Origin of the sequence: Echinicola jeungdonensis (assembly GCF_030409905.1) — a bacterium.
Taxonomy (GTDB): Bacteria; Bacteroidota; Bacteroidia; order Cytophagales; family Cyclobacteriaceae; genus Echinicola; species Echinicola jeungdonensis.
This window is the reverse complement of sequence record NZ_JAUFQT010000001.1, coordinates 2,361,185-2,376,030: the sequence shown is the minus strand read 5'-3', so window position 1 is coordinate 2,376,030 and position 14,846 is coordinate 2,361,185. Positions and strand designations below refer to the sequence as shown.

At 39.5% G+C, this 14,846-nt stretch carries 16 protein-coding genes and 1 pseudogene; 5 read left to right on the top strand and 12 right to left on the bottom strand.

Annotation, left to right across the window (positions count from 1 at the left end):
- Nucleotides 1–8: 8 nt before the first annotated feature.
- Nucleotides 9–773: a 3-keto-disaccharide hydrolase gene (locus QWY93_RS09780; RefSeq protein WP_290248046.1), complete on the top strand. Its 765-nt coding sequence runs from the start codon at nucleotides 9–11 to the stop codon at nucleotides 771–773.
- 129 nt (nucleotides 774–902) lie between these two features.
- Here the strand turns inward: QWY93_RS09780 and QWY93_RS09775 are convergent, their stop codons facing one another.
- The 8 genes and pseudogenes from QWY93_RS09775 to QWY93_RS09740 form a co-directional block, all read right to left on the bottom strand.
- Nucleotides 903–3,146 carry an NADP-dependent isocitrate dehydrogenase gene (locus QWY93_RS09775; protein ID WP_290248045.1) on the bottom strand — a complete coding sequence of 748 codons (2,244 nt, stop codon included), beginning with the start codon at nucleotides 3,144–3,146 and terminating at the stop codon, nucleotides 903–905.
- Between the two features lie 267 nt (nucleotides 3,147–3,413).
- Nucleotides 3,414–4,235, bottom strand: a complete 822-nt coding sequence (gene panB, locus QWY93_RS09770; RefSeq protein ID WP_290248044.1) for a 3-methyl-2-oxobutanoate hydroxymethyltransferase — start codon at nucleotides 4,233–4,235, stop codon at nucleotides 3,414–3,416.
- A gap of 10 nt (nucleotides 4,236–4,245) precedes the next feature.
- A complete protein-coding gene (locus QWY93_RS09765) occupies nucleotides 4,246–4,749 on the bottom strand; it encodes a phosphoribosyltransferase family protein (protein ID WP_290248043.1) in 504 nt (167 codons plus the stop codon).
- A 134-nt stretch (nucleotides 4,750–4,883) separates the two neighbouring features.
- Nucleotides 4,884–5,806, bottom strand: a pseudogene (gene rsgA, locus QWY93_RS09760) (ribosome small subunit-dependent GTPase A).
- A gap of 2 nt (nucleotides 5,807–5,808) precedes the next feature.
- A complete protein-coding gene (locus QWY93_RS09755) occupies nucleotides 5,809–6,732 on the bottom strand; it encodes a 3-deoxy-D-manno-octulosonic acid transferase (protein WP_290248042.1) in 924 nt (307 codons plus the stop codon).
- Entirely contained in the window at nucleotides 6,660–7,052 is a 393-nt protein-coding gene (locus QWY93_RS09750) for a glycosyltransferase N-terminal domain-containing protein (protein ID WP_290248041.1), read from the bottom strand. Before QWY93_RS09750 ends, QWY93_RS09755 begins: the two co-directional genes overlap by 73 nt.
- Before the next feature lie 249 nt (nucleotides 7,053–7,301).
- Nucleotides 7,302–7,931, bottom strand: a complete 630-nt coding sequence (locus QWY93_RS09745; RefSeq protein WP_290248040.1) for a peroxiredoxin — start codon at nucleotides 7,929–7,931, stop codon at nucleotides 7,302–7,304.
- A gap of 44 nt (nucleotides 7,932–7,975) precedes the next feature.
- Nucleotides 7,976–8,389: a Fur family transcriptional regulator gene (locus tag QWY93_RS09740; RefSeq protein ID WP_290248039.1), complete on the bottom strand. Its 414-nt coding sequence runs from the start codon at nucleotides 8,387–8,389 to the stop codon at nucleotides 7,976–7,978.
- A 152-nt stretch (nucleotides 8,390–8,541) separates the two neighbouring features.
- On the opposite strand from QWY93_RS09740, the gene QWY93_RS09735 reads away from it, so the two are divergent.
- Genes QWY93_RS09735 through QWY93_RS09725 form a run of 3 tightly spaced genes read left to right on the top strand, consistent with a single transcriptional unit; the run spans nucleotide 8,542 to nucleotide 10,902 of the window.
- On the top strand, nucleotides 8,542–9,549 hold the full coding sequence (locus tag QWY93_RS09735; protein ID WP_290248038.1) for a DUF6588 family protein: 1,008 nt from the start codon (nucleotides 8,542–8,544) through the stop codon (nucleotides 9,547–9,549).
- Between the two features lie 2 nt (nucleotides 9,550–9,551).
- Entirely contained in the window at nucleotides 9,552–10,043 is a 492-nt protein-coding gene (locus tag QWY93_RS09730) for a low molecular weight protein-tyrosine-phosphatase (RefSeq protein ID WP_290248037.1), read from the top strand.
- The gene (locus tag QWY93_RS09725; protein WP_290248036.1) at nucleotides 10,030–10,902 is read left to right on the top strand and encodes a fructosamine kinase family protein; all 873 of its coding nucleotides are present in this window, start codon (nucleotides 10,030–10,032) and stop codon (nucleotides 10,900–10,902) included. The genes QWY93_RS09730 and QWY93_RS09725 overlap by 14 nt, the downstream gene beginning before the upstream one ends.
- A gap of 5 nt (nucleotides 10,903–10,907) precedes the next feature.
- Here the strand turns inward: QWY93_RS09725 and QWY93_RS09720 are convergent, their stop codons facing one another.
- Complete coding sequence (locus QWY93_RS09720; RefSeq protein WP_290248034.1) at nucleotides 10,908–12,173, bottom strand: aspartate kinase; 1,266 nt, start codon at nucleotides 12,171–12,173, stop codon at nucleotides 10,908–10,910.
- A gap of 56 nt (nucleotides 12,174–12,229) precedes the next feature.
- Between QWY93_RS09720 and fbp the strand changes: the two genes are divergently transcribed.
- Complete coding sequence (gene fbp, locus QWY93_RS09715; RefSeq protein WP_290248033.1) at nucleotides 12,230–13,348, top strand: class 1 fructose-bisphosphatase; 1,119 nt, start codon at nucleotides 12,230–12,232, stop codon at nucleotides 13,346–13,348.
- On the opposite strand, the gene QWY93_RS09710 is transcribed toward fbp, so the two are convergent.
- The 3 genes from QWY93_RS09710 to yihA all read right to left on the bottom strand — a co-directional run bounded on the left by QWY93_RS09710 (nucleotide 13,277) and on the right by yihA (nucleotide 14,748).
- The gene (locus QWY93_RS09710; RefSeq protein ID WP_290248032.1) at nucleotides 13,277–13,579 is read right to left on the bottom strand and encodes a hypothetical protein; all 303 of its coding nucleotides are present in this window, start codon (nucleotides 13,577–13,579) and stop codon (nucleotides 13,277–13,279) included. The genes fbp and QWY93_RS09710 overlap by 72 nt on opposite strands.
- A gap of 59 nt (nucleotides 13,580–13,638) precedes the next feature.
- Nucleotides 13,639–14,082: a DUF5606 family protein gene (locus QWY93_RS09705; protein WP_290248031.1), complete on the bottom strand. Its 444-nt coding sequence runs from the start codon at nucleotides 14,080–14,082 to the stop codon at nucleotides 13,639–13,641.
- Nucleotides 14,083–14,145: 63 nt separating this feature from the next.
- Nucleotides 14,146–14,748 (bottom strand): ribosome biogenesis GTP-binding protein YihA/YsxC, encoded by a 603-nt coding sequence (gene yihA, locus QWY93_RS09700; RefSeq protein ID WP_290248030.1) that lies wholly within the window; start codon nucleotides 14,746–14,748, stop codon nucleotides 14,146–14,148.
- Nucleotides 14,749–14,846: the final 98 nt, after the last annotated feature.

Below are 14,846 nucleotides of genomic sequence, written 5' to 3'. Positions count from 1 at the left end.
CAAAACCCATGAAAATAACCTTAATACCCATTACCACCTTGGCTATTTTATCCACCACATGTGGCTCTCCAAATTCAAATGATAGCCAAAAAGATACAGTTACAGTCAAAATGGAAACTGAAATGGCCCAAACCAACAATAATGAAAGCGAATGGATCAGCCTTTTTGATGGTGAATCCCTGGAAGGCTGGACCAATTATAACAAAAACTCAGTCGGGCCTGCCTGGAAAGTTGAAAAAGGTGTATTATACCTGGATGCCTCCAACAAAGAAAACTGGCAATCCAATGGTGGCGGTGACATTGTCACAGACGAAACTTTTGAGGACTTCCACTTTAAAATTGATTGGAAAATATCCCAAAACGGAAATAGCGGGATAATATTTTTGGTACAGGAATCGGAAGAGTTTGATTTTCCCTGGAATACCGGACTGGAATACCAAATCCTGGATAATGATGGTCACCCCGACGGAAAAATCAAATCACACCGGGCAGGGGACCTATATGATTTAATTGAATCATCCGAGGAAGCAGCCAACCCTGTTGGCGAATGGAATCACACTGAAATCATCCTAAAGGACGGGAAATTGGATTTTTACCTCAATGGGGTCAACACTGTTTCAACTAACCTTTGGGATGAAAGCTGGAAAAACCTAATTGACAATAGTAAATTCAAAGACATGAAGGGTTTTGGTCAATATCAAAAGGGGAAAATTGCCCTACAAGACCATGGAAATACCGTTTGGTTTAAAAACATTAAAATCAAAAGATTGTAGGACCCTATTCTTTTAAATCATTAAAACAAAAAGACCAAGCTTAAGAAGCCTGGTCTTTTTGTTTACATGGCAATACTTGAATTATTTATTATTTTCATTTCCACCGGAGATTAACCAGGTGGACAGAAATTATACACTTGCAATAACCATTTCAAGAATTTTGTTCAGAGTGGCACTTGGTCTCATGGCTTTAGAAGTTTTTTCCTCATCAGGCTTGAAATATCCTCCAATATCCACCGGTTTTCCCTGTGCCCCATTGAGCTCATCAATGACGATTTTTTCATTTTCCTCCATGGACTTGGCCACCTTGGTAAAGATCTCCTTCAATGCGGCATCTTTATCCTGTGCAGCCAATGCTTCCGCCCAATATAGAGCAAGGTAGAAATGACTTCCTCTATTATCCAGCTCATTAACCTTACGAGAAGGAGATTTTCCGTTTTCCAGAAATTTACCAGTCGCCTGATCCAATGTTTCACCCAATACTTTCGCTCTTTCATTATCAAAAGTATTACCCAAATGATCTAAAGAAACAGCCAGAGCCAAGAACTCACCCAAAGAATCCCACCTCAAGTGTCCTTCTTCCAAGAATTGTTGAACGTGTTTTGGAGCCGATCCACCCGCACCGGTTTCAAATAATCCACCTCCGTTCATCAAAGGAACGATGGAAAGCATTTTGGCACTTGTTCCCAATTCCAAAATTGGGAAAAGGTCTGTCAGGTAATCTCTCAACACATTACCGGTAACAGAAATGGTATCTTTTCCGGCTTTGATTCTTTCCAAAGAAAATCGGGTTGCCTCCACTGGAGAAAGTATTCTGATATCCAGTCCTGAAGTTTCGTGATCCTTCAGGTATGTATTTACTTTTTCGATCAATTGCGCATCATGGGCCCTGTTTTTGTCCAACCAGAAAACTGCTGGGTTTCCAGTGGCTTTAGCCCTATTTACTGCCAATTTTACCCAGTCCTGAATAGGGGCATCTTTTACCTGGCACATTCTCCAGATATCACCTTCCTCAACTGCATGCTCGATCAAAGTTTCTCCTGCAGCATTGACTACCCTAACGGTCCCATCTTGGGGAATTTCAAAAGTCTTATCGTGGGAACCATATTCTTCTGCCTTTTGGGCCATCAAACCAACATTGGAAACACTTCCCATAGTAGATGGGTCAAAGGCACCATTTTTCTTACAGAAATCAATGGTTTCCTGGTAAACACCTGCATAAGACCGGTCTGGAATTACTGCTTTGGCATCTTGCAAAGCGTTGTCTTTGTTCCACATTTTACCTGAAGTACGGATCATAGCAGGCATAGAAGCATCAATGATCACATCACTTGGAACATGAAGGTTGGTAATTCCCTTGTCAGAATTTACCATGGCCAGATCAGGGCTTTCCGCGTAGCATGCTTCGATATCTGCCTCGATGGCTTCTTTTTTATCAGCAGGCAATTTATCCAAAGCACTGATCAGATCCCCAAAACCGTTATTGGCATCCACACCAAGTTCTTTCAATTCAACTGCGTATTTTTCAAATACTGGAGCAAAGAAAACTTTTACAGCATGGCCAAAAATAATAGGGTCAGACACCTTCATCATAGTGGCTTTCATATGCAGGGAGAACAAAATCCCTTTTTCTTTGGCATCTTCTTTTGCCTCGGCCAAAAATGCCTGAAGGGCTTTTTTGCTCATTACAGCTGCATCAATCACTTCTCCAGCCTGAAGCTTCAACCCCTCCTTTAATACTGAAGTGGTTCCATCTTTTCCTACCAATTCGATCTTCACTTCATCTGCAGCAGAAAGGGTCAGTGATTTTTCACTCCCATAAAAATCTCCATTAGGCATGCTGGAAACGTGAGATTTGGAATCTGCACTCCATTCGCCCATGCTGTGAGGATTGTTTTTGGCAAATTGTTTAACTGCTTTTGGCGCTCTTCTGTCAGAGTTACCTTCCCTCAAAACAGGGTTTACGGCACTACCCTTTATTTTGTCGTATTTTTCCTTAACGCTTTTCTCCTCATCGGATTTAGGTTCATCAGGATAATTAGGTAGGGCATATCCTTGCTCTTGCAATTCCTTTATGGCTGCTTTTAGCTGAGGAATAGAAGCACTGATATTAGGCAATTTTACAATGTTGGCCTCTGGGGTTTTGGCAATTTTCCCAAGTTCAGCCAAGTCATCATTGATTCTTTGCTCCTCCTTAAGGTATTCAGGGAAGGTGGCAATGATCCTTCCGGAGAGAGAAATATCCCTGGTTTCCACCACCACACCGGCAGAATCAGTAAATGACTTAATGATGGGCAACAAAGAATAAGTCGCTAAAGCAGGAGCTTCATCTGTTAGGGTATAAAGAATTTTCGGAGTTTTTGTAGTGGTCATTTTTTTATGATTTTGACACATCATTACAGCCCACAAGTTGTGGGTAACCTCGATGTGTACTTAAAATGAATAATTGATTATTTTCTACTGTTCGCAAATTTGCCGCTAAAATACGCAAAATATCGCGCATTCAAAGCCTTATTACCATATTGATAATAGAAGCATTTAATAATTAAAAATTTTTTATCAAAACATTTAAAAACCCATTTCTTTAACAAGAAAAATTAAAAGGCCGGATACTACTTCCCAGCCAGTTTTAACCATTAATCAATAACTTTCTTTTTCATTGGGAAAATCCTTGGACTTAACATCCTGGATATAATTTTCAACTGCATTCAACATAGTTCCTCTAAGATCAGCGTATTGCCTTAAAAAACGGGGTTGAAATTCCTGGGTGATACCAAGCATATCATGAACCACCAGTACTTGACCATCAACATAGGCCCCAGCGCCTATGCCAATTACAGGAATAGCAACAGTCTCAGATACCTTTTGGGCCAGTTTGGCAGGAATTTTTTCCAGGACAATAGCAAAACAACCGCATTCTTCCAGGACTTTGGCATCTGACAACAGCTTTTCGGCTTCTTTTTCTTCCTTGGCCCTTACTGTATAGGTACCAAACTTATAGATTGACTGAGGTGTAAGTCCCAAATGCCCCATTACTGGAACCCCAGCACTTAAAATCCTAGTAACGGACTCTTTGATTTCAGCCCCACCTTCCACTTTTACCGCATGGGCTCCGGATTCTTTCATTATCCTGATGGTGGACCTCAAGGCTTCAGAGGAGTTCCCCTGGTAAGAGCCAAAAGGAATATCAACCACTACAAAAGCCCTTTTAACCGCCCGGACTACCGATGAGGCATGATAGATCATTTGATCCAGAGTGATTGGAAGGGTGGTTTCATGTCCTGCCATCACATTGGAGGCGGAATCTCCCACCAAAATAATATCGATTCCTGCAGCGTCTAAAATTCCAGCCATGGAATAATCATAGGCAGTTAACATGGAAATTTTCTCCCCCCGGGCTTTCATTTCCTGAAGGGTATGGGTTGTGACTCTTTTGATATTAGAAGATTGGTGAACGGACATGTTGTTGGTTTTAATGAAGGTAGACAGCTGAATTATTTTCCTCTAAGCTGACAATGATATGCTCACTTAAGGTGGTCGAAAGTTCATAACCCGTATAATCGGGATTTACAGGGAAAAGTTTATGGCTTCGGTTGACCAAAACGGCCACTTCCATCTTTTTAATGTTCACTTCCAAAAACGGTTTCATTGCATAAGCCAAGGTTCTGCCCGAATTAAGGACATCATCCACTACAATAAGGCATTTCCCTTCAAAATTAATATCCTTTGTCAATTCCACAGCAGGTTGGACAGAAGTGAATTTTTCTATTTTCACCTCCACTTCTTCCACTTGAAGTGGAGATATTTCCCTTACCTTATTGGCCAAGAGCTGGGCAAAAACATAGCCCATTCCTGAAATGCCAGCAAACACTACGTCTTCCTCACTTGCATTTCTTTCATAAATTTCAAACGCAATTCTGGTAATCTTTTTCTGAATCTGCTTATGGTTTAAAACCAAAGTTTTTGTTTCACTCATCCTGGTAGGTTCAATCGGTTTTAAAAAGGGAAAATTAAATCAAATGGGAATAGTTTCAAAGATTTGCATTAGATAAAATGGAGACCTCAATTGAAACCATTTGGTGAATGCATCCAAGCCCATTGCCTTATTCCCTACCTGTAAGTATCTTCCTCCATCAAAATTTTAAGGTAACTATCATACCTGTAGGGGTTGATTCCCCTTTTTCCACCATCTCAACAACCTTGCAACCTGGTTCATTGACATGTTTACAATTATTGTATTTGCATTGCCCCAGGTATTTTCGCATTTCCACAAAATAATGAGACAATTCTTCCTCCTCGATATCCAAAATTCCAAATTCCTTGATCCCAGGTGTGTCAATAATGCTTCCCCCATTGGGCAGGGTAAACATCTCAGCAAATGTAGTAGTATGAACCCCTTTTGAAGTGAAATTGGAAATCTCGCGGGTGTGTTGTTGGGCTTCAGGAATTAATAAATTGAGTAAGGTTGATTTCCCCACTCCGGAATGGCCAGCCATTAAAGTGGTTTTATTTTCCAACAGGGGCAAAATTTTGTCGGGGATACCTTCCTCTTGAAGAGCCGAAATGGTAATCACAGGATAACCCAAAGGCTCATATATTTCCTTTATATCCTTCAGAAAATCTTTATCCTTCTCTTTTTTAATCAAATCGGCTTTATTGACCACCAGAGTAGCCGGAATCCTAAAACTTTCTGTGCTGACAAGGAAACGGTCAATAAACCCTAGTGAGGTTCTAGGTTTTAAAAGGGTAATGACGAGCATGGCCTGGTCAATATTGGAAGCAAGGATATGGGAAAAATTGGTTTTCCGGGTGGATTTACGGATGATATAATTTTCCCGGGGGAGAATATCTGCAATGATGGCTGTCTCCTGGTCTTTCTCCAGGACCAAACTCACATAATCACCCACGGCAATGGGATTGGTCAATTTAAGCTCACTTTTTTTAAATTTCCCCCTCAACCTGGCATTGATCAGCTTTTCTCCAACTTCAACCAAATACCAGCTTCCCGTTGACTTGACTACCCTTCCTTCCATGTTCATTTCAAAGTTTTTTGCACTTCAGCAACGATTTTATGGGCACTTCCCAAATTGTCATCCACAAGTTTTTTTGCACCATTGACAGCTTTTTGATACAGCTCTTGATTTTCCAGGTCAAGAATTATTTTCTCAAAAGATTGAGCATTGTCCACCATAAATCCACATCCATATTTTTGGCTGATACCAGCCTCCGGGAATTTTGAATTGTTTTTTAATTTTCCGAAAATTACCGGTATCTGAAAGGCAAGGGGCTCCAAAATGTTGTGCAATCCCTTTCCCATTGCCCCTCCCACATATGCCAAACGGCCAAATTGATACAAAGAGGAAAGCATCCCTATATTATCAATGAAAAGAACATCCACCTTTTCATTTTTGCCTTTAAGTTCAGAATATTTGATTGTTTTTTTAGTAATGTCCGCTTGCCATTGTCCAATCACTTGATGATGAATATCATGGGGTGCTATGATAAGATTGTAATTTGATTGGCGATTGATAAATGGAATAATCATTTCCATATCCTGCTGCCAGGCGCTGCCCACTACAATGGTTGGCTTTCCATCAAAGACCTCCGCAATTTCTGAAAATTTCTTTGGGTGTTGGCTTATTGCATAAACATTATCATAACGCGTATCTCCTGTCATGGTAGTAGGACCAACCCCAATTCCATTCAATAAGCTCAGGGTATCTTGGTTTTGAGTAAAAATATGGTCAAACGCCCTCAACAATTTTCTAAAAAAACCTCCATATGGCTTAAAATAAATCTGACTTTTTCTAAAAGAAGCAGAAAATAAAAACAGGGGAATTTCCCTTTTTTTAGCCTCAAAAATAAAATTGGCCCAAAGGTCATATTTCACAAAAAAAGCAGCTTTTGGTTGAAGAATATCCAGGAACCTCCTGGCATTACCCTTGGTATCAAAGGGCAAATAGGTGACCAGGTCAACATGGGGCTGTTTTTTTTAATCACATTTTCATAACCGGAGGGGCTAAAAAACGTCAACACCACATTCAAATTTGGGAAGGTGGCTTTTAACTTAGCAATTACGGGTTTAGCTTGCTCGTATTCCCCAAGGGAAGCCACATGAAACCAAACCAAATCACCTGATTTTTGCTTGCAAAAGGATTCCAGCTCTTCAAATATTCCATCCCTGCCTCGCACTAAGCGGGCCAATTTGGAATCCCCATTTTTGGCCAATTGCAGGGTACAGGAAAACACCCAAACTGAAAAATCATAAAGCAACTTCATGGGGCCAAAAATAGTAATTAAGCTTAGAAACAACCCCAAAGAGAGTAATTTTCATTGGAACAAAAATAATTTCCTCTTCGGCAATACATAATTGGTTAAAAATATTGCCATGAAGATCAAGTTTTCCTGAAAAGCGAATAGTGGTGGTTTAAAAGTTTCATTTTCAGGAAAACTGTATATCAATAAATGTAAAAAAACCCTGGCTCCACATTGGGAACCAGGGTTTCAAAATTATTAGCCAAAAGCTTCTTAGTTATTAGCAAGGTATTCAGAAACACCTTCTTTAGTAGCTTTCATGGCTTCTTTACCTTCTTCCCAGTTGGCAGGGCAAACTTCACCGTGTTTTTCTACGTGGTGAAGTGCATCTATTAATCTGATCATTTCGTCGATGTTTCTACCCAATGGAAGGTCATTGATGGTTTCATGTCTGACCACCCCTTCTTTATCGATCAAGAAAGATCCTCTGAAAGCAACTGGGGCTCCTTCATAGATCAATTCTCCTTCTTCATTATAATTCCACTCACCTGCCAATACACCAAAGTTAAAAGCTATGGTTTTTGCAGGGTCAGCTACCAAAGGATAAGTCACTCCTTCAATACCCCCTTGATCTTTTGGAGTTACCAACCATGCAAGGTGAGTTTCTTCAGTATCACAAGAAGCACCTACAACGGCTACTCCTCTTTTTTCAAATTCGGCCAGTTTTTCTTGGAAAGCCAAGATTTCAGTAGGGCAAACAAACGTGAAATCCTTTGGATAGAAATAGAAAATCACTTCTTGCTTCCCGATATATTGTTCTAAAGAGAAGCCTTCAACGATTTCCTCTCCATTAATTACGGCTGGTGCTTTAAATAAAGGTGCTTTTTTTCCTACTAATGACATAAGTTGTTTTTAGTTTAAATTGTATTAGATAAATTATATTTCGATTATTTGTTTCTTCCCTTAATAACTACAGATATATCTTCCACTTCAAAGTCCTTGATCTCGTTATTATCGAAGAATTTTTTCAATAACGATTCCAAGTCTTTGTTGCGATAATCCCGAATTTCATTGGTTTCTTTGTCATAAAGGTGACTATGAGCTTCCAATATCGCATCAAAACGCATCACCCCATTGTTGTCTACAAACTTTTGAATAATCCCTGCATTAACAAAAGTGTCCAAAGTCTTATAAACTGTCCCCAAAGAAATTGAAGGATTCTTTTCACGAACCTGCTCATAAACCCATTCTGCAGTAGGGTGGTTTTGGGAACCTGTCAGCTCCTCATAAATCACCATCCGCTGATGGGTAAACTTCAGACCGCCTTTTGTAATTTTATGTTTTATCTCTTCAATATCCATTCGGTGTTAAGAATGATTATTACTTGATAATAGTTCCACAAAACTAAAAAAGTCCTTATTTTTTTCAAAAATAATTTTCCTGAACTTGTTGCCTTCCTCCAAAAGATTGATTTAAATTTGGTTATCTTTATTATTCAAAACCTAAACCTTTGATGAAGAAAACTTTATATTTTTGTTGCTTAACGTTTTTAGGGGCTCAGGTCCAAGTTCAAGCCCAAGATGAAATCGAACAATTCTTACAAGGAAGTCAGGAAGACCTTAACACTTATTTGGGGAATTATGTAAAACCTGCTGCCAAAGGGTTTATGTACAGCATGGGAAGCGGATGGGCTCATACAGCTGAAACCCATAAAACTTTTGGTTTTGACATTAAATTTGGGGTCAGCGCTTCTGCAGTCCCAAGCGGGTATGAAACATTTAAATTCAATAACTCCGACTATTCTAAAACAAGGCTAGCAAATACTACCGGAAATGCTAGCGCAGATCTTCCGACCGTTTTTGGCCCTGTAGAAACAGATGCCACCTTGGAAATATACGAAGTTGTCAATGGTGATGTTTATATTATAGATGAAATGAATGTTCCTCCAGGAGCTGACATTCCGATAAAATATGTTCCCGCACCTTCGGTACAAGCTAGCCTTGGATTACCTGCTGGTTTTGAAATCACAGGTCGTTTTATTCCTAAATTGGAAATCGATGACACTGAAGTTTCCCAATGGGGAGTTGGCCTAAAACACAATTTGAAACAGTTCATTCCTGTTGTCAATAAATTACCTTTCACATTTTCCGCAATGGCGGCTTATAACCAATTGGAGGCAGCCTATTACATTGAAAGGAATATGGGCCAATACGGCACTTTGGATGTTAAAACCTGGACTTTTCAGGGAATGGTCAGCAAACAATTTGCCGTTTTAACCCTATACGGTGCGGCGGGATATTCTACAGGTGAATCAGATTTTAATATACTGGGGGAATATGAGGTGAATACCCCTGAGGGGACGGAAACCTTTGAAGACCCAGTAAGCTTACAATATGAAAACAAAGGAGCAACGGCCACTTTGGGAGCCCGCATCAAACTGGGGCCTATTTTCATCAATGGGGATTATACTTTCCAGGAATTTAACACCATCAACGTAGGATTAGGAGTATCAATCAATTAATTATGATTAAAGTATTATTCGTTTGTCTAGGTAATATCTGCCGCTCACCCTTGGCTGAAGGGATATTCAACCAAAAAGTTAAGGAGGAAGGATTAGAGGACAAGTTTATTTGTGACAGTTGTGGCACTTCAGATTACCATATTGGAGAGCTTCCTGATGAAAGAAGTATCCAATGTGCCAAGCGACATGGCATTCCCATTGATCACCGGGGGAGGCAGATTTCCCATATTGATATACGAGAGTTTGATTACATCATCGCCATGGACAAGTCCAACGAAAAGAATATTAAAGCATTAATAAATAACTATAATTTGTCCCATGACCAAGTTTATTTGATGCGTGATTTTCAATTGGACCCCGATCACCTAGAGGTACCGGACCCTTATTACGGCGGTGAAGATGGCTTTGAGCAGGTTTATCAAATTCTCCAGGAATCTATCCAGGGATTATTGGTCCAACTGAAGAAAGAACATCAAATTTATGTACAATCCTAACTCTTTTTATGAACAAGTTCTACTTCAAGAATCACACGAAAAAATTCACCTCAACTCTATAAGATTAATATCTGCAGGGACAGCCAATCAAAGTGTCCTTTTGTATACCGACAAAGGCCCCCTTTTTCTTAAATCCAATTTTCAGGATTCACCTGAAATGTTTCATCAAGAAATCAAAGGGCTTAATTTACTTAGAAAGAACTGTCCCCTGCAAATACCCAAAACAGTGGGTTCCGGAAGGCTTGACAACCAGAACTACCTCTTGATTGAATGGATAGAAGGAGGTTATCCTGGTGCCGATTATTGGGAAAGACTGGGCCATGGACTAGCAGAAATGCATATGGCCACTTCTCCGGTTTTTGGACTGGAGGACAATAATTTTATTTCCATTCTACCCCAAAGTAACCTCCAACATGAAAAATGGGTGGACTTTTATATTAATGAAAGGCTGGAACCTATGCTTGGAAAAGCATTCTACGAAAAGACCATTTCAAAAAGTTTTTACAAGAAATTTCAGCTAATTTACCCAAAACTGGAAGGGCATTTACCAAAGGAAAAACCTGCCTTGCTTCATGGAGACCTTTGGTCCGGCAATGTTATCGTCAATTCCCAAGGGCAACCCTGCTTGATTGACCCCGCAGTTTATTATGGCCACCGGGAAATGGACCTGGCCTTTTCTAAATTGTTTGGAGGCTTTGAAGGCAGATTTTATGACGCCTATCATAACATATTCCCATTGGAACCCGGGTTTAGTAGTAGGGCTGATATTTACAACCTTTACCCCTTGCTGGTCCATCTCAACTTATTTGGGAAAAGCTACCTCCCGGGCTTGAAAAAGATCATCAAAAAATATGTGTAAGTGCATCATGGCTTACAAATAAGTTGAAAGGTATTTCTGGTAGTCTGTTCAACTAAAACCTCCTTCTCCATCAATATGGAATTTTTAATTTCCTCCTTATAGTTATTGACCGTAATAAGTTGTAGGCCTTCATTATACCGGATGACAAAAAATCTTTTCATTTCATCCATTAACTGCTCCAGTTTAAAAATTTGGCGATCTATGCAAATGGAAATAGTAATTGCAGAAGTTTGCAACAAATTAACCTTCAATTTCAATCGTTGCAATTCAGTGTAGACCTGATGGATATGACCTTCATTTATAAAAGCAAAATCAGTCACTTTAAAAGTGACCAAAATCTGCTCATCCTTAACTACAATAGTGGGGATCCCCTGTGATTCTTTAAAGTCCCCAATAACGGTTCCAGATTCCTCAGGGTTCAAAAAAGATTTGACCTCCAAGGGTATTTTCGCATTGGCCAGCGGTTTGATCGTCTTAGGGTGGATAACAGAAGCTCCATAATAGGTCATTTCTGCGGCTTCATAATAGTCCAACCGATCAAATTTGACAGTTTTTTCAAACCTTTTGGGATCAGCATTCAAAACCCCAGGGACATCTTTCCAAATCACTACGGATTTTGCTTTCAAACTGGCTGCAATTATGGCTGCGGAATAATCGGACCCCTCTCTTCCCAAAGTTGTCATTTTCCCCGAAGACCCTCCACCAATAAACCCCTGGGTCACCACCGGAAATTTATCCAACTTGGGAAGCAAATATTTTTCACATTTTTTCTTTGTCAAATTCCAGTCCACATTGGCCAATCGAAAGTTTTCATCTGTTTTAATGATTTCCCTGGCATCTTGCCAAAGACAATATTGCTCCTGGTCACATAGGTATTCCTGGATAATTCTGGTTGATAACATTTCCCCATACCCGATGATCTGATCATAGTATTGGTCATAGTTTTCTTTGGTCAGGGGCCTTTCAAGATCCCTTTCCAATACCAGAAAATAATTTTTTACTACCGAAAAAATCCTATGCCCCGGCTCAAAGAGTTCATCACAAATCTCCAAATGTCGCTGCATTAAAATTGTATTATTTAAAGAATATGGAAGACCTTGGTATTTTTTCATCAATACCTCCTCCAAAGCATTTGTGGTTTTTCCTATAGCAGAAATCACTACAACCATGTGATTTCGCAATCGATTGAACAAAATATTAGAGAGGTTTTTGATAGCCTTGGCATCCTTTACCGATGCTCCCCCAAATTTGTAAACAATTACTTTCCTCATAAAAATTTAAATTGTATTTTTCAGTAGGTTATTAATATATTGTATTTTTCAAAGACATGAAGACAAAGCCATACACACCCGACCACTCAGCATTAGGGTACTCTGTAGGAGTAACCTTAGACCGTTTTATCAAAATAAAACAAGACGACTTCCCCTTTGCATCGGGGGAATTGTCTCAAATTTTGAGAGACATTGCCCTAGCTTCAAAGATAGTAAATCGCGAAATCAATAGGGCAGGACTTTCAAATATCGGCGGGGCTTTTGGCAGTACCAATATTCAGGGAGAAGAGCAACAAAAACTGGACGTAGTGGCTAATATCCGATTTACCAGGGCCTTAACCAAAGGCGGTGAGGTTTGTGCCATAGTTTCAGAAGAAGATGATGAAGTAATTGACCTTCAAAATAGCAGCGGGAAATATGTTGTGGCCATGGATCCGCTAGATGGGTCTTCCAATATAGATGTGAATATTTCCATAGGGACCATCTTTTCAATTTACCGAAGAGTGACCCCGGTAGGCAGTCCAATCCAGCCCGAGGATATCATGCAAGAAGGAAACAAACAGGTAGCTGCCGGGTATGTACTATATGGCTCCTCCACCATGTTGGTGTATACTACTGGCAAAGGGGTGAACGGTTTTACTTACGAAAACTCCCTGGGAGAATTTTTCTTATCCCACCCCAACATCCAAGCCCCAAAAGATGGAAACATTTATAGTATCAATGAGGGACTTACTTCGCAAATGCAAAACGGGGTAAAAAACTATGTTGAATCCTGTAAAAAAAGGAATTTCAGCGCTAGGTATATTGGTAGTTTGGTAGCAGATTTTCACAGAAACCTTCTCAAAGGGGGGATATATATTTATCCCAAAACCAATAAGGCCCCTGATGGCAAATTAAGGTTATTGTATGAAGCCAATTCTTTGGCATTTATTGCTGAACAAGCAGGCGCAAAAGCTACAAATGGGGAGGAAAGAATTCTAAATATCCAGCCGACAGCCCTCCACCAAAGGACCCCATTATACATTGGTTCCGGACAAATGGTGGATGATGTATATCAATTTATGAAAGAAGAAATCCAATCTTCATTAAAAACCCCTAAAAAATTATTGGTATTTTCTACGAATCTGAATTTTCAATATCTGCCGGTCCACTATAGCAGTGGACAAATCCTTTGATAATTGTTCAGGCGGAGATTCATGCAAAATTTCCTTGAGTTTTTCTTCTCCAAGGTCAATACGGTAACATACCTGTAGGAGTTTTTCGAAATCCCTATTAAGCAATTGATGGATCAAGGGCTCTAAATATTTGATCAAACCATCTCTATCCATGTTTCCTTTTGGAACTGGTAAAGCCAGGTCTTTTTCCAGGAGCTGAGCAGTCTCGATAATGATTTCACCTTTGTCCATAAAAATAAAAGCTACTTTCCAAATCTTGTGATTAATGGAAAGTAGCTTTTCAATTTTTTTTAATTTTCTCCTTCAGAATTTTCAGAAGCTTCTTTACCTTCTGAATTATCTACTAATGCTTCAGGTGCATATTTCCTGATAATTTTATACCAGCTGATCAACTTCTTGATATCAGAAACATAAACACGCTCTTCATCAAATTCTGGCAAAATATGCTTCAGAAATGCTTTGTACTCATCATTATCTGCATCTTTGGCTAAACCGGTATCTCCTTGAAATTCCTTTTCTATAGTAGTCATCACTTCCTCAAGGGGCGCTGCCCCCTCCTCTGTAAGGGTGTAAATGGAGATTTCACTTAAAATGGACACCCGATGGCTACCTCCAACCACCAATTTACTTTTCTTTTCGTCCATTGATTCCAGAATCACCCCACTTCTACTTGGTTTCAAAACTTTATATAATCCCGGCTTTCCGGAAACAGTTGCAATTTCTTTAAATTCCATAATTCATATTTTAAAATCAGGTTGCAAATATAGGTTTTCACCCTGAAAGCTCAAGGCAAATTATTACTGGGCATAAAATCCATGGTTCACCTCTTCAATAAATTCCAAAACCTCATCCCTCCCAAGGGCACTGGTAGAAGAAGTGATAAAATACATCGGAGCTTCCTCAAAAATGGATTCACTGGTTTTCAGAAACTTCCTCACATTGGCCTGTATTTTGGCTTTGGCCAGTTTATCTGCTTTCGTAAAGATCAATACGATTGGGATGGCATTTTCTGCACACCATAGAATAAATTCAAGATCTTTCTTTTGGGGAGACAACCTGCTATCTATCAACACAAAAGTAGCTTCCAAATTTTCCCTTAAGGTCAAGTAATCTTTGATCATTTTTTCCCAATCTGCTTTATGGGATTTGCTTACTTTAGCGAAACCATAACCTGGAAGATCCACCATATACCACCTTTCATCAATTTCAAAGTGATTGATCAATTGGGTTTTACCTGGTGTACCGGATATTTTGGCCAGCCCCTTGGTATTGGTAAGCATGTTGATGAGGGAGCTTTTTCCCACATTGGAACGGCCAATAAAGGCAAATTCAGGTTTATGGGGAGATGGGCACTTTTTGTAATCGGTATTGCTGGTCAAAAACTTAGCCTTCTTGATCATTTTTATTTCTTTTTCACAAAGGTAAGTCTTTCCAGATAAATCCCTTCATGAATTAATTGATAACATCTTTCCAATGCTCAGGTTTACTTATTAATATT

Coding starts and splice junctions, on each gene's coding strand:
- panB (WP_290248044.1), bottom strand. CDS start 4,235: ATGTCCGTTCACCAATCTTCTAATATCAAAAGAGTCACAACCCATACC.
- QWY93_RS09780 (WP_290248046.1), top strand. CDS start 9: ATGAAAATAACCTTAATACCCATTACCACCTTGGCTATTTTATCCACC.
- QWY93_RS09705 (WP_290248031.1), bottom strand. CDS start 14,082: ATGGAATTTAAAGAAATTGCAACTGTTTCCGGAAAGCCGGGATTATAT.
- QWY93_RS09720 (WP_290248034.1), bottom strand. CDS start 12,173: ATGAGGAAAGTAATTGTTTACAAATTTGGGGGAGCATCGGTAAAGGAT.
- QWY93_RS09745 (WP_290248040.1), bottom strand. CDS start 7,931: ATGTCATTAGTAGGAAAAAAAGCACCTTTATTTAAAGCACCAGCCGTA.
- QWY93_RS09735 (WP_290248038.1), top strand. CDS start 8,542: ATGAAGAAAACTTTATATTTTTGTTGCTTAACGTTTTTAGGGGCTCAG.
- QWY93_RS09750 (WP_290248041.1), bottom strand. CDS start 7,052: ATGAAGTTGCTTTATGATTTTTCAGTTTGGGTGTTTTCCTGTACCCTG.
- QWY93_RS09775 (WP_290248045.1), bottom strand. CDS start 3,146: ATGACCACTACAAAAACTCCGAAAATTCTTTATACCCTAACAGATGAA.
- yihA (WP_290248030.1), bottom strand. CDS start 14,748: ATGATCAAGAAGGCTAAGTTTTTGACCAGCAATACCGATTACAAAAAG.
- fbp (WP_290248033.1), top strand. CDS start 12,230: ATGAAGACAAAGCCATACACACCCGACCACTCAGCATTAGGGTACTCT.
- QWY93_RS09725 (WP_290248036.1), top strand. CDS start 10,030: ATGTACAATCCTAACTCTTTTTATGAACAAGTTCTACTTCAAGAATCA.
- QWY93_RS09730 (WP_290248037.1), top strand. CDS start 9,552: ATGATTAAAGTATTATTCGTTTGTCTAGGTAATATCTGCCGCTCACCC.
- QWY93_RS09740 (WP_290248039.1), bottom strand. CDS start 8,389: ATGGATATTGAAGAGATAAAACATAAAATTACAAAAGGCGGTCTGAAG.
- QWY93_RS09765 (WP_290248043.1), bottom strand. CDS start 4,749: ATGAGTGAAACAAAAACTTTGGTTTTAAACCATAAGCAGATTCAGAAA.
- QWY93_RS09710 (WP_290248032.1), bottom strand. CDS start 13,579: ATGGACAAAGGTGAAATCATTATCGAGACTGCTCAGCTCCTGGAAAAA.